This window comes from Aeromonas sp. R5-4 (genome assembly GCF_040908215.1).
GTDB lineage: Bacteria > Pseudomonadota > Gammaproteobacteria > Enterobacterales > Aeromonadaceae > Aeromonas > Aeromonas veronii.
Window position 1 is genome coordinate 37821 of record NZ_JBFODG010000010.1, and the last position, 13373, is coordinate 51193.

At 58.3% G+C, this 13373-nt stretch carries 12 protein-coding genes; 8 read left to right on the top strand and 4 right to left on the bottom strand.

Translation table 11 applies throughout. The annotated features are described in order from the left end of the window. Positions 1-70 precede the first annotated feature (70 nt). Positions 71-700, top strand: coding sequence for a DUF2268 domain-containing putative Zn-dependent protease (locus AB5Y83_RS03180; protein WP_236317818.1), 630 nt, complete (start codon positions 71-73; stop codon positions 698-700). 54 nt (positions 701-754) lie between these two features. Then, complete coding sequence (locus AB5Y83_RS03185; RefSeq protein WP_159163731.1) at positions 755-1207, top strand: NUDIX pyrophosphatase; 453 nt, start codon at positions 755-757, stop codon at positions 1205-1207. Positions 1208-1305: 98 nt separating this feature from the next. On the opposite strand, the gene phnX is transcribed toward AB5Y83_RS03185, so the two are convergent. From phnX to phnW, 3 genes are read right to left on the bottom strand one after another with little or no spacing between them, the layout of a single operon-like run. Then, positions 1306-2145 carry a phosphonoacetaldehyde hydrolase gene (gene phnX / locus AB5Y83_RS03190; RefSeq protein WP_368174690.1) on the bottom strand — a complete coding sequence of 280 codons (840 nt, stop codon included), beginning with the start codon at positions 2143-2145 and terminating at the stop codon, positions 1306-1308. Beyond that, positions 2138-3577, bottom strand: coding sequence for an aspartate aminotransferase family protein (locus AB5Y83_RS03195; protein ID WP_368174691.1), 1440 nt, complete (start codon positions 3575-3577; stop codon positions 2138-2140). The genes phnX and AB5Y83_RS03195 overlap by 8 nt, the downstream gene beginning before the upstream one ends. Continuing rightward, a complete protein-coding gene (gene phnW / locus AB5Y83_RS03200) occupies positions 3574-4716 on the bottom strand; it encodes a 2-aminoethylphosphonate--pyruvate transaminase (protein ID WP_368174692.1) in 1143 nt (380 codons plus the stop codon). Before phnW ends, AB5Y83_RS03195 begins: the two co-directional genes overlap by 4 nt. Positions 4717-4981: 265 nt before the next feature. Here phnW and phnR point away from each other — a divergent pair, with 265 nt between their 5' ends. The 6 genes from phnR (at position 4982) to AB5Y83_RS03230 (ending at position 12508) form a co-directional block, all read left to right on the top strand. Further along, positions 4982-5689 carry a phosphonate utilization transcriptional regulator PhnR gene (gene phnR, locus AB5Y83_RS03205; RefSeq protein WP_368174693.1) on the top strand — a complete coding sequence of 236 codons (708 nt, stop codon included), beginning with the start codon at positions 4982-4984 and terminating at the stop codon, positions 5687-5689. Between the two features lie 120 nt (positions 5690-5809). Continuing rightward, positions 5810-6829 (top strand): putative 2-aminoethylphosphonate ABC transporter substrate-binding protein, encoded by a 1020-nt coding sequence (locus AB5Y83_RS03210; RefSeq protein WP_368174694.1) that lies wholly within the window; start codon positions 5810-5812, stop codon positions 6827-6829. Between the two features lie 272 nt (positions 6830-7101). Next, positions 7102-8196, top strand: a complete 1095-nt coding sequence (locus tag AB5Y83_RS03215; protein WP_368174695.1) for a putative 2-aminoethylphosphonate ABC transporter ATP-binding protein — start codon at positions 7102-7104, stop codon at positions 8194-8196. Then, a complete protein-coding gene (locus AB5Y83_RS03220; protein ID WP_368174696.1) occupies positions 8193-9929 on the top strand; it encodes a putative 2-aminoethylphosphonate ABC transporter permease subunit in 1737 nt (578 codons plus the stop codon). Before AB5Y83_RS03215 ends, AB5Y83_RS03220 begins: the two co-directional genes overlap by 4 nt. A gap of 18 nt (positions 9930-9947) precedes the next feature. Continuing rightward, entirely contained in the window at positions 9948-11354 is a 1407-nt protein-coding gene (locus AB5Y83_RS03225) for an FAD-dependent oxidoreductase (protein WP_368174697.1), read from the top strand. A 563-nt stretch (positions 11355-11917) separates the two neighbouring features. Continuing rightward, positions 11918-12508, top strand: a complete 591-nt coding sequence (locus tag AB5Y83_RS03230; RefSeq protein WP_368174698.1) for a hypothetical protein — start codon at positions 11918-11920, stop codon at positions 12506-12508. A 152-nt stretch (positions 12509-12660) separates the two neighbouring features. Here the strand turns inward: AB5Y83_RS03230 and AB5Y83_RS03235 are convergent, their stop codons facing one another. Next, a complete protein-coding gene (locus tag AB5Y83_RS03235) occupies positions 12661-13338 on the bottom strand; it encodes a hypothetical protein (RefSeq protein WP_368174699.1) in 678 nt (225 codons plus the stop codon). Positions 13339-13373 lie beyond the last annotated feature (35 nt).

Below are 13373 nucleotides of genomic sequence, written 5' to 3' on the forward strand. Positions count from 1 at the left end.
ATCGTGGTGATATGGCGCCGCGACCACGCAAGTGGCTCAGCACTCTCTTTCAATAGACAAGGATGTCTGGATGCAACTCACCCTGTTAAACGACTCGGGTAAATTCAATGGGCTCGATGACACCATTAGGCACGTCTTTGCCAAGACGGCCAACAAATTGAATGCCTTGTTCGATCTCTCCCAACTGGATGTCACCTTCAGCCCTTTTGCCGAGGGGGATGCTCCCGACTCGGGTATCGGTGGCTGGGCCATCAACATGTATCGAATAGAACTCCAGCTTGATCTGGAACGGCCTGATATCAAAGAGGTGATCATCACCGAATTGCCTGCCGTGCTGGCCCACGAAGTCCACCATATCGTGCAAAAGAAGAACAAGGTGGAAGCAGAAACACTGGCCGAAAACCTGATTTTTGAAGGGCTGGCCTGCTACTTTGAGCAGAGGTTCAATGGTGGCACTCTCCCCTCGCTGTTCAAGGAGTCTCATCACCATGACTGGCAATCGCTCCTGGCAGAGATGACACCCCATCTATCCAGCAAGCAGTTCAACTTTTTAGACTTTTTCTACTGCCGTGATAACCGGCCATTTCCCAAATATGCCGGTTACTGGGTGGGGTTCAATCTGGTGGCCAACTATCTGGCCAAAAGCGGCCTGAATGAAATAGAGGTCATGGGCCTACCCGCCGAGGCATATTTCAATTAACACGCCTTCACACTGTTCGTGGCTATCACAGAGCCCAAATCCGGAGAGAAGATCATGATCCCCATTCGCTGCAAGGCCGTCTCTGGCGTTGCCCTCACCACTGTCGATGGCGAAACAAAATTGCTGGTGATGAAACGGGTCAAGGGGGGCTTCTGGTGCCATGTGGCGGGCACGGTGGAGGCGGGTGAAACCGGCTGGCAGACCATTATTCGGGAGTTTGGCGAAGAGACGGGGATCAGGGTCACCGAACTCTACAACGGCCAGTATCTGGAGCAGTTTTACGAGGCAAGCCTGAATACGATAGAGGTAGTGCCGGTCTTTGTGGTCTATTGCCCGGCTAATCAGGCGGTGATCCTCAACGACGAGCACACAGACTATCGCTGGTGTTCCCTGGCCGAGGCCAAGGCGCTGGTGAGTTTCCCCGGCCAGAAGGCACTCTACGACCATATCTGGCACCACTTTGTCGACAACGCCCCCTCTCCCCTGATGCGGGTCGATATCCGCTGACCGCGCACAACTTCCCCCTGTAAATGCAACACGCCCCCGGATGGGGGCGTGTTGTATCTAAAGCCAGCCAAGCGCTTTTGTTAGACCAAGCAGATGGCCTACGGCCGCTCGCCAGCGGCCAGACGGCGGTTGATATCGGCGATAACCGGGGCGATGTCGGCCAGGGTATCAATCACATAGTGTGCCCCCGCCGCCCGCAGTTTGGCCTCGGCCGGTGCGCGCCGGGCGGCGATCTCCGCCTCACTCATGGCGGCAAACTCTTCCCAAGTGGCACCAAATTCGTTGCCGGAAACCGACAGCCCCACCGTCCACATGCCCGCGTTAAGCCCTTCGCAGATACCCGGCACGGCGTCATCCACCTTGATGCAGCGATGCACGGCGCTTATTCCCAGCTCAATCACGTTGGCCAGCGCCATCCAGGGGCCGGGGCGACCGCCAGCCTTGAGATCGTCGGTGGCGACCCAGTGATCCGGGCGATAGCCGTGATCGGCCGCCGCTGGCACCAGCGCCTCCATCACCGGACGGGGATAACCGGAGCAGGAGCCGATTTTCATCCCCTGCACCCGCAGAGCGTCCAACACAGGCAGCACACCGGGGATGGGGGCGGCAAAGCGGGTCACGGCGGCAATCTGCAGCGGCATAAAGGTGTGATAAATGTGGTCCACCTCGGCGTGGCTCATGGGGTGGCCAAAGCGGGCCTGCCAACGCGCATCCACCGAGGGCAGACGGCCCAGCGCGGCGATATGATCCCACTTGCCAAGGCCCATGGGCTGGCGTGCTTCGTCCAGGGTCACGGGAAAGTCATAGGCGCGGGCGAAGGCCTCGACGAAGATGGAGGTGGGGGCGAAGGAGCCGAAGTCGACGACGGTGCCAGCCCAGTCGAGGATCAGCGCCTCTACGTCGGTGATCGGGTCTACAGCAATCTGCAGGTCAGTCATGGTGGTGTTCCTGTTTCGGTGAAAGTGCGATCTCGCCGAGGGCGCGATCGAGAATGGTGATGGCGCGCACCAGATCGGCGCGGGTGATATTGAGCGGTGGCGAGAGCTGGATGACGTTGCCTTGGGAGACCTTGAAGCTGAGCCCCAGCTCCAGACAGCGATAGAGCAGCCGCTCGGCGGCCTGGCTATTGCGGGTGCGACTCTGGTGATCGACCACCAGATCGAGCGCCCAAAGCATACCGATACCGCGCACCTGCCCGATCAGCGGGTGACGTTCGGCCAACTTGCCGAGCTCGGCCGCCATAAAACGGCCATCCTCCTGCGCTTTTGCCAGCAACCCAGCTTCGCGGATGGTCGCGATGGTCGCGAGGGCCGCCGCGCAGCCGATAGGGCTCTTCTCGTGGGTGTAGTGACCGAGCGAGATGGCCGCAGCCTGATTGAAACGGTCGCGGGTGATGAGCGCGGCAAACGGCACCACACCGCCCCCCAACCCCTTGCCCAAGCAGATGATGTCGGGCTCGATGCCGAACTCTTCAAAGCTGAACCAGTGGCCGGTGCGCCCCAGGGCATTGGGGATCTCGTCGACGATCAGCAGCACCTTGTGGCGATCGCAGATCTCCCGCACCCGCTGCCAGTAGGCTTTCGAGGGCACCTGTACATCGGTGTTGCGGATGGGCTCGGCGATAAAGGCGCCTATTCCTCCCTCCTTCTCGATGACGTACTCCAGATAATCGGCGTAGTGCAGGTCATCCCCCTCCCCGCGATACCAGACGCCGCGATAACGGGTGGGGGGGGGGATGCGCTCCACTCCGGCCATCAATGGGCCCATACCGGCGCGAAAACAGGCCTCGCCACCGACCGAGATGGCATCGAGAGAGGCGCCGTGAAAGGCATCCCAGAGGGACACCACCTTGCTGTTGCCGGTGATGAAACGGGCGAGCTTCAGGGCAATCCCCACCACCTCGCTGCCGCCGGGGGCGAACAGCACCCGGTTGAGATCGCCGGGGGCCAGCTCGGCCAGGGTGCGGGCGCAGTCGATGGCAACCTGATGGGTGTAGCGGCGGGGCGCGAACGGCAGATCGGCGAGTTGCTGCTGCACCGCGGCCACCACCTTGGGGTGACCGTGGCCCAGCTGATGGACGCTGTTGCCGTGAAAATCGAGATAGCGTTTGCCCGATACGCTGGTCAACCTGCTCCCCTGCGCCCCCTCAAGCAGATCGAGACAGGGGGTGGAGAGCGCCTGATGGAGAAAGTAGCGGCTATCCTCCGCCAATCCGGCCCGTACATCTTCGCTCTGGCCCGCCCACCAGCGCGCCCGCCCCTCGCCGAGGTTGATATCCCCTTCGCTGTCGGCACGGCCGCTGCCGTGTAGCTTATGGTCATGCAAATCGCGGCCACGCAGATCACGACCCTGAGCCAGCATGCTGGTCATCGCGCGTCCCCTTGCCAGTAGCAGGCGCTGGCCATGGCGGCGAGCAGATCGCGCACCCGCTCAGGGGTCACGTCGCCGATATTGCCGATACGGAAGCAGTCGGCTTGGGAGACCTTGCCTGGATAGATAACAAAACCCTGCGCCTTGAGCCGCTGGTAGAAGTCGGCGAAGCGGTAGTCAGGGTGGGCCGGAGAGTAGAAGGCGGTGATGATGGGAGATTGCCACTGTTCTGGCAGCAGTGGCGCAAAGCCGAGGGCAGCCATGCCATCCACCAAGGTGCGCTGATTCTCGCTGTAGCGCTGATGGCGGGCTTCAATGCCCCCCTCTTCATCCAGCTCGCGCAGGGCCTGGGCAAAGGCAAGCACGGTATGGGTGGGCGAGGTAAAGCGCCACTTGCCCCCTTGCTGCTCCATGGTCTGCCACTGGGCATGCAGGTCGAGGGAGACCGAGCGGGCGCGACCGGCGCAGGCCGCCAGCGCAGCGCGGCGGGCGATGACGAAGCCAAAGCCCGGTACCCCCTGAATGCACTTGTTGGCCGAGCTGATAAGAAACTCGATGCCAAGTCGCCCCATGTCGATGGGGATACCGCCAAAGCTGCTCATGGCATCGACGATCAGGCGGATGCCGCGGCGCTGGCAGAGCTCAGCCACCTCCTCAAGGGGGTTGAGCATGCCAGTGGTGGTCTCGCAGTGCACCATGGCCAGATGGGTGATCTCGGGGTGGCGCGCCAGCATCGCCTCGATGGCGGCGGGCTCCGGGCGGGTCGTCTCGCCGCAATCCAGCTCGTGGTGGCGCAGGCCAAGGCAGCGGGCCATCTCCCCCATGCGGGCACCGTAGGCGCCGTTGTTGATGATCAGCAGACACTCATCGACGCCGATCGCCGAGCCCAGCACACTCTCCACCACATAGCTGCCACTCCCTTGCAGCAAGACGGCACTGTAGTCACTTTGATATTCCGGGCCAGTGGCGAGGCGCACCAGCTCGCGGCGGATGGGCTCCACCACCCCCTGGTTGTAGTCCGCATCCCAGGTACAGCTGTCTTGCAGCATGGCGGCGCGCACCGTGGCGGTGGTCGAGAGGGGGCCCGGGGTCAGCAGCAGGTAATCGACGGCAACAGGGGCCGCAGGAATATGGGTCATGACTTCGCTCCTTTTGGTATATACCAGAATGAGCGCATTGTGGGTAACTGCCCCGCCAAGGTCAAAGGGGTGGGGCTACGTGCAACAAAAAATTCATTTTCAGCGCCGGGATCGCGATAATCTAGGAAGCCTGAACAGCAGGGGCAATTCTGGTATCTACCAACGCATGTTGATGTTGCCGTGTAACGACCGGGCAGATGACCTGCCCTGTGCCCAGCCTATTGCCCAACTCATTGCACAACTTATTGCAAAACCAGGGATTTTCATGAGCAAACCCCAATATCTGCAGATCAAGGATGCCCTCGCCAACCAGATCCTGGCGGGGGGGCTGCCCCCCAACGACAAGCTCCCCTCCGAGCGGCTGCTGGGGGAACTCTATGGCACCACAAGGGTCACCATCCGCGAGGCGCTGGTGCAGCTGGAGGCGAACGGCCTTATCTATCGGGAGGATCGCCGCGGCTGGTTCGTCACCCCGCCACGCTTTCGCTTGAACCCCAGACGCACCTCCAACTTTCACCAGATAGTGCGGGAGCAAGGGGGTGAGCCGCGTACCGAGCTGCTGGAGAAAAGCCGCCAGGCGGTGCCGCCCGCGTTGATGGCGCAGCTGCAGCTCAAGCCGTTTGACAGCCTCTTTTTGCTCAAGCGACTGCGCTACGCCAACGGGCGCGCCATCTGCTACTGCGAGAACCACTGCCTGCCAGAACGGGTGCCCGGCCTGCTGGCACTGGATCTCAACGGCAGTCTGACCGAGATCTACCAGGCCCATTACGATCTTCATTATGCCCGCATGCAGGTGCGCTTTTTCCCCACCGCCCTGCCGGACGAGGTGGCCAAGGCGCTGGGGGCCACCGCCGGCCTACCCGCCCTGCGCCTCGAGCGGCTCAACTTCGATCAGCACGGCCGGGTGCTCGACTTCGATCTGGAGTACTGGCGCCACGACAGTCTGGAGATCGAGGTGGATACCCAGGATTAGTCACGAACAAATCAGGAACGGCAAAACGTCACGGGGCTGTCACGGTCACGTCATAAAGATCCCCTAGCCTCTCTCTCGACCAATCTGGTTTATACCAAACCAATTTAACTGGAGAAGAGGATGAAACAGGGAACCCATCTGCTGGCCGCCGCCGTGCTGGCTGCCATGACCGCCCCGGCACTGGCCGCGACCGATCTCACCGTCTACACCGCCTTCGAACCGGAGCAGCTCAACGAGCTGAAAACCGCGTTCGAACGCCAGCATCCGGATATCAACATCAAGTGGGTGCGTGACTCCACTGGCGTGGTCACCGCCCGCTTGCTGGCAGAAAAAGCGCAGCCCAAGGCGGATGTGGTGTGGGGACTGGCCGCCACCAGCCTGATGCAGCTCGATCAGCAGCAGATGCTCAATGCCTATGCACCGAAAGGGCTGGAGAAGCTCGACAGCCGCTTTCGCGACAGCAAGGCCGAGCCGCACTGGATCGGTCTGGACGCCTTCTTCAGCGCCATCTGCTTCAACAAGGTAGAGGCGGAAAAACAGGGGATCCCGGCCCCCACCAGCTGGGCCGATCTCACCAAGCCCATCTACAAGGGCAAGGTGATCATGCCCAACCCCAGCTCCTCCGGCACCGGTTACCTGAGCGTTGCGGGCTGGCTGCAGACCATGGGCGAGCAGCAGGGCTGGCAATTCATGAACGGCCTGCACCAGAATATCGACCGTTACACCCACTCGGGCCCCGCCCCCTGCAAGCTGGCCGCCAGCGGTGAAACGGTGATCGGTATCTCCTTCGACTTCCCGGCCACCAGCCTCAAAGCCAAGGGTGCCCCCATCGAGGTGGTGTTCCCGACAGAGGGGTCGGGCTGGGATATGGAAGCCGCCGCCATCATCAAGGGCACCCCCAAGCTGGAAGCCGCCAAACAGCTGCTCGATTTTGCCGCCACCGAACAGGCCAACGCCCTCTACAACAAGTCGTTCGCCGTGGTCGCCATCCCCGATGTAGCACAACCGAGAGCGGGCTATCCGGCGGATATCAAAGGCCAGATGATCGACAACGACTTTAGCTGGGCAGCCCGCGAGCGTAACGCCATCCTGGCCCAGTGGAGCGCCAGCTTCGACGGCAAGACCGAAGCCAAACAGTAAGCGTGAAGGGCGGCGATTTGTTCACGCCAGACACACCGCTGCCAATAAACTGCCAGTCGAAGGCCAACCGCTGTTGGCCTTCGCTTTTTGGTTTTAACTTCCCGAGTTTGTATTGCCTTCAATTAGCGATGCTTAGTCCATCCACACAGGGCCCAACCACTTGCTGGCGACCCGATCTCATTTGACTGTCATCAAGCTGTCATCCCCCGATCACCTGACCGTCACACTTCACCCGCAAACTGGTATATACCAAATCAGTAGCGAGTCGAACCATGACCCAGCCCTATCTGGACATTCAACATCTCAACAAGCAGTTCGGTGCTTTTCAGGCCCTCAAGGGGATCTCTCTGACTATTGAGCCGGGGGAGTTTATCTGCTTTCTCGGCCCCTCCGGCTGCGGCAAGACTACCCTGCTCAGAGCCATCGCCGGGCTGGATCTGCCGGACAGCGGCGAGATCTGGCAAGGGGGGCGCAATATCTCCCGCCTGCCGCCCCAGGATCGCGATTTTGGCATCGTGTTTCAGTCCTATGCTCTCTTCCCCAACCTGACGGTGGCCCAGAACATCGCCTTCGGCCTTGAGAATCAGGGGCTGGCGCGGGATCTCATCAAGGAGCGAGTCGATCACTGGCTGGGGCTGGTGGATCTCACGGCCCAGTCCCACAAATACCCGAGCCAGATCTCTGGCGGCCAGCAGCAGCGGGTGGCGCTGGCCCGGGCGCTCGCCCTCTCCCCCGGCCTGCTGCTGCTGGACGAACCTCTCAGCGCGCTGGATGCGCTGGTACGCACCCACCTTCGCAGCGAGATCCGCGCCCTGCAGCAGCGCCTTGGCATCACCACCATCATGGTGACCCACGATCAGGAAGAGGCGCTAACCATGGCCGATCGCATCGTGGTGATGGAGGGCGGCCGCATCGTACAGGTGGGCACTCCGCAGGAGATCTACCACCAGCCTGCCAGCAGTTTCGTGGCAAGCTTTGTCGGTACCATGAACTTCCTCGAGACCCTGGTGCTGAGCCCCAATCAGGTGCGCCTCAACGAACAACCGCTGCAACTCGCCAATCAGGCCGCGGCCGGCAGCAAATTGCAGGTGGCGATCCGCCCCGAGGCAATCACCCTGAGTGCGCCGAGCGAGCCCTATCTTGGCCAACATGGCGTTGAAGCAACCATCGATCAGGTGGAGTTTCTCGGCGCCGCCCAGCGCCTTATCTGTACCGCCGACACCTATCTGGGCCCGCAGCAAATTCTGGTGGAGCGCCCGACCCACGAGCTGCCCCGCCACGAACAGGGTGGCTGGCGCAGCGGCATGCGCTGCTCGCTGCACTGGCCCGCCGGGGCGATGCAGCTGTTTGAAGGAGAGCGCCCATGACAGCCCCCCTTGCGACCTCCTCCCTGTTGCCGCCAGCGACAGCCCGCCAAGACGCCCGCTGGCAGCGCATTTGTCGCGGCTGGAGCCGGGATCAGCTGCTGCAACTGATCCTGCTGGTGCTCGGCATCGCCCTGCTGGTGGGGGGCCTCTTGCTGCCGCTGCTCACCATGTTGCAAAAGAGCCTGCAGGATGAGAACGGCCTTTGGGTGGGCCTTGCCAACTTCAGCGCCTACTTCGACTCCCCTCATCTGGGGCGCACCATCGGCAACACCCTCTGGCTCGGGATGCTGATCACCGCGCTGGTGGTGACCATCGCCTTTGGTTACGCCTATGCCCTCACCCGCACCTGCATGCCGGGCAAGCCCCTGCTTCGCCTCATCGGTCTTATTCCGCTGTTGATGCCCTCCCTGCTGCCCGCCATCAGTCTGGTCTACTGGTTTGGCAATCAGGGGATCGCCAAGGGGCTGCTCGGCGGCGAGAGCATCTATGGCCCCATCGGTATCGTCATTGGCCTTGGCTTCTGGTGCTTCCCCCACGCCCTGATGATCCTTATCACGGCGCTCGGTCAGAGCGATGCCCGCCTCTATGAAGCCTCCGGGGTGCTCGGCAGCAGCGGCTGGCGCACCTTTGTCACCGTCACCCTGCCTACCGCCCGTTATGGCCTGCTCAGCGCCGCCATCGCGGTCTTCACCCTCACCATCTGCGACTTCGGGGTTGCCAAGGTGATTGGCGGCCAGTACAGCGTGCTGGCTACCGATATCTACCGGCAGGTGATCGGGATGCAGAACTTCTCGCTGGGCGCCGTTTCCAGCGTCACCCTGCTGCTGCCAGCACTGTTGAGCTTTGCGCTGGAGCACAGAGTGCGCAGCAAGATGCAGGAGCAGAGCAGCACCAAGGCGGTGCCCTATCAGCCCAAACCACATCGGCTGCGGGATCTGCTGGCGCTCGGCTGGTGCACGCTCTGGGCCCTGCTGTTTCTGGCGCTGGTGGGGATGGCCGTTTACGGCTCCCTGGTGCAGTTCTGGCCCTACAACCTCAAGCTGACGCTGGATCACTACGCCTTTGACAGCAACAGCGTCTATGGCTGGCAGCCCTTTACCAACACCTTGCAGCTGGGCCTCTATACCGCGCTTATCGGCACAGTGCTGGTGATGGTGCTGGCCTGGGCGCAGGAGAAGGGGCGCCACTTCGCGCCGCTGCGCCAATTGCTGCATCTGCTCGCCATGCTGTCGCTGGCGGTGCCCGGCATGGTGCTGGGACTGGGCTATATCTTCTTTTTCAACGGCAATCCGCTCTTTGGCAGCCTCTATGGCACTCTGCCGCTGATGGTGCTCTCCTGCGTCATCCACTACTACACGGTGGGTCATATGACGGCGCTGACCAGCCTCAAGCAGTTGCCCAAGGAGCTGGAGCTGGTGGCCATCTCATTACGCATTCCGCTCTGGAAGGCGTTCTGGCGAGTCACCCTGCCCGCCTCCCTGCCCGCACTGCTGGAGATCTTTATCTATCTGTTCGTCAACGCCATGACCACCACCTCGGCGGTGATCTTCCTCTACTCGAGCGACAGCGTGCTCGCCTCCATCGCCGTGCTGAACATGGAGGATTCCGGCGATACCGCCGCGGCCGCCGCCATGGCCACCCTGATCCTGCTGGCCGCCGCCACCGTCAAGCTGCTCCAGCTCTTTTTAAGTCGCGCCCTGCTGGATCGCACCCAGCGCTGGCGCCACCAATAACCTTATCGAGGAGTCATCATGTCCACTCTCCCCTTCTGGCTGGCCGAAGCGCTCGCCGCCGAACAGCCCGCGCCGCCCACGCCCCTGGTCGGCCACCACGAGGCCGATGTCTGCATCGTCGGCGGCGGCTTTACCGGGCTGTGGAGCGCCATCGCCCTTAAACAGGCCGAGCCTGCCTTACGCATCATGGTGCTGGAGAAAGATCGCTGCGGCAGTGGCGCCTCGGGGCGCAACGGCGGCTGCCTGCTCACCTGGTCGGCGAAGTATTTGACGTTAAGGCGCCTCTTTGGCGAGCAGCAGGCCGCCTGGCTGGTGCAAAGATCCGAGCAGGCGGTGCACGAGATCGCCCGTTTCTGCGAACAGCACAATATTGAGGCACAGCTGAGGGTCGAGGGCACCTGCTACACCGCCACCAGCGAGGCCCAGCGCGGCCTGATGGAGCCGGTATTGCAGGAACTCAAGCGAGCCGGTCTTAACCAGTGGCAGGCTATTGAAGAGGGTGAACTGGCGAGCCAGTGCGGTTCCCACGTTCATCTGGAGGGGCTCTACAGCCCCCACGCGGGCTCGGTGCAACCGGCACTGCTGGTGCGCGGCCTGCTGCGGGTGGCTCGGGAATTGGGAGTCGAGGTCTATGAACACACCCCCATGCAGCGCCTTGAGGCGGGCCAGCCTGCGCGGGTGCAAACACCGCAAGGTGAGGTGTGTGCCCGCAAGGTGGTACTGGCCCTCAACAGTGCCATGGTGCAGCACTTTCGCGAGTTTCGCCGCAGTATCGTGCTGGTCTCCTCCGATATGGTGATAACCGACCCCGCGCCGGATGCACTGGCTGCCCAGCAGCTTGAGCACGGTCGCAGCGTGGTGGATGGCCGCACCTTTGTGCATTACTACCGCTCCACCCCGCAAGGACGGCTGATGCTAGGCAAGGGGGGCAACACCTTCGCCTTTGCCAACCGCCATCTAGCCGAGTTCGATGCGCCGAGCCGTTATCTTGCCTCCCTCACCCGCACCCTGCGCCGCTTCTTTCCGGCGCTCAAAGAGGTGCCCATCGCCGCCAGCTGGTGCGGCGCCTCCGACCGCTCGGTAGATGGCCTCCCCTTCTTCGGCCACTGGCGAGGGCAGCCCAATATCGTCTATGGCCTCGGCTACTCCGGCAACGGAGTGGCCCAGAGCTGGATCGGCGGCCAGATCCTGGCGGCTTTGGTGCGCGATGAAGTGCGGGAGGAGGACAAGCCGTGGCGCGACTGCTCGCTGGTCAGCGGCCCTCGTGGCTACTTCCCGCCCGAACCTTTTCGCTGGCTGGGCGCCATGGCGGTGCGCAACGCCATCAGGCGCAAGGAGCGGGCGGAAGATGAGAACCGGCCGGTGGCCTGGTATGACAAACAGCTGGCCAAACTTGCCGATGCGGCGGGCAAGGCGGATAAATAGCCCGGCGATAGAGGGCAACAATTTCTCATACTGTTTCGCCCCACACCCTATTTCTTGAAAATGCCGACCCGAGGGTCGGCATTTTTACAGGTGAAATCTGAAAGGGCATTATCGCCAAACGTGATCAGCTGATTGACCCCAGCCGTGGCAGGATTGATTCACTTGCGAAACAGCATCAGTCAACTCGGTTGTGGTAGGGCAACAATCTTGCCCAATTCGATACCGCTGCAAGTAATCGATGTGGCATACTAATCTCTCTGCTTATCCGAATACTCTTCGTGGTTGGAACGTATGAGCTGATGTTAAATTAATAAATCACCTCCATCTACCTCCGGGAAAGCAAAATAATTTTAATGAAAGTGAAATAAATATGAACCCTTTGGATAAAATCACAGACCCATCATTTACAAACTCAGCAAAAGGTCTATTGACCCTATTTTGCATAGGAGCTTTTCATTTCATTATCGGCATTAACTTAATTGGAAAGGAAATAACTATACCGTGGCTGCCATCGATTAGTTTCACAAACACTGATCGACTAATATATATTTACTGGAGTCTTGTTGGATTTACCATGTATCGCTATACGTTACATAACGCAACAGAAATTAAGAAATATTATTTTTTTATCTTTATACAATTTTTTGAGAACAGATAAGTCTGGCAAGACTTCTATCAATGAAAATATTTTTTCCGAAGGGATTGGTCATCAGGTTGAGCTGATTCATGATGAAAACTCACCCCCAAAAATCACTATAAAAAACTATAAACATGGTGACCATGATTGGGAACTAATGGGGAATTTTTCATTCCAATTTACAACATCTTACTCTTTAGACAAGATCATTTACTTTGAACATCCAGATTATAATATCGATTCATTTAAGATAAGTAATAAATTACAGAAAGAAAAATGGGGGCTTACTACATTTATTGATGATGACGATGGTTCTGAAAGCATGGAAAGCTCATTTATTACTGATCGAAAACTACGAAATAGCCTCCGTGTACATATCCTGTCTAGGTATTTTAAGAATTTAACTTCAAATAAAAATATATTCGACTTGCTAACTCCACTATTGCTTAATGGCATTTTATTTTTAATATGCTTTATCACTGCAATGATAAATACCATTCCTAGCCATAATGAATAAAATGACTAAGAATTTAACTAAGCCGTAAAACAGATTAACAAGCATATTTAACGGTAGACGTTGGGCTTCACTTCGTTTAGCACCAACCTACCTTATTAGCCCAACATACGAAATGCTCACAAAAATGACTCCTGCCTGTATGGAGATAATTTTTACTTCTTCATATTTTTATATTCAACGACCATATATATTTCATTGCATATATTATCATTCGAAGACTTTAGATCCACACTAGTTGTGAACTTGGCGATAGCTCGACCTTCACTCCATTTTGACTCCAGACTTTCAAGGGTTTCCTCAATAAAGACCAAAACATCCTCATCGGCATCACCTTTCCTATACGTAGGAAAGAAACTTACAGCAAGTGTTATGTGTTCATTACCACCATTAAATGAGTTTTCACTATCTTTTGCTGCATTATTAAGAGTGCTTTTAATCCGGTCTACAATAACTTGCTTTTTCGCTCTTTGGGATGTACATAGCCAACGTAGTTTAGCCTCACATATAGCTACTAGTGTTGAAGAACATTTGTTTCTCTTACTATCAATTTGAAAATATAAATCTACTCGTCCATATTTTGGAAGGCTATCCTTTTTACTGCCTATGAGCTTTGTCGACTGATATTCCTCCAGAGTAATACCACCTTTAATCCAAATCCCTGCTGAGAGCGCACCAATACAGGCTCGTTCGTTATACCAATGTATTGAATCTCGTCCAGGATAACTATTCTCATATCTCTGTAAAGCTTCAATCCAGCCATTACAAATATCTTCAATATTTTTACGATGTTTACTTGGCATCGTATTTAATATTACTGTCCCTTGAATCATATTTTCATCTCAAGTTGGTTTAACAGACCCATAAG

Excerpts from the sequence above, each read along its gene's own strand:
- phnX (WP_368174690.1), bottom strand. The coding sequence starts at position 2,145 with ATGACTGACCTGCAGATTGCTGTAGACCCGATCACCGACGTAGAGGCG.
- AB5Y83_RS03215 (WP_368174695.1), top strand. The coding sequence starts at position 7,102 with ATGACCCAGCCCTATCTGGACATTCAACATCTCAACAAGCAGTTCGGT.
- AB5Y83_RS03235 (WP_368174699.1), bottom strand. The coding sequence starts at position 13,338 with ATGATTCAAGGGACAGTAATATTAAATACGATGCCAAGTAAACATCGT.
- phnW (WP_368174692.1), bottom strand. The coding sequence starts at position 4,716 with ATGACCCATATTCCTGCGGCCCCTGTTGCCGTCGATTACCTGCTGCTG.
- AB5Y83_RS03195 (WP_368174691.1), bottom strand. The coding sequence starts at position 3,577 with ATGACCAGCATGCTGGCTCAGGGTCGTGATCTGCGTGGCCGCGATTTG.
- AB5Y83_RS03210 (WP_368174694.1), top strand. The coding sequence starts at position 5,810 with ATGAAACAGGGAACCCATCTGCTGGCCGCCGCCGTGCTGGCTGCCATG.
- AB5Y83_RS03220 (WP_368174696.1), top strand. The coding sequence starts at position 8,193 with ATGACAGCCCCCCTTGCGACCTCCTCCCTGTTGCCGCCAGCGACAGCC.
- AB5Y83_RS03185 (WP_159163731.1), top strand. The coding sequence starts at position 755 with ATGATCCCCATTCGCTGCAAGGCCGTCTCTGGCGTTGCCCTCACCACT.
- phnR (WP_368174693.1), top strand. The coding sequence starts at position 4,982 with ATGAGCAAACCCCAATATCTGCAGATCAAGGATGCCCTCGCCAACCAG.
- AB5Y83_RS03180 (WP_236317818.1), top strand. The coding sequence starts at position 71 with ATGCAACTCACCCTGTTAAACGACTCGGGTAAATTCAATGGGCTCGAT.
- AB5Y83_RS03225 (WP_368174697.1), top strand. The coding sequence starts at position 9,948 with ATGTCCACTCTCCCCTTCTGGCTGGCCGAAGCGCTCGCCGCCGAACAG.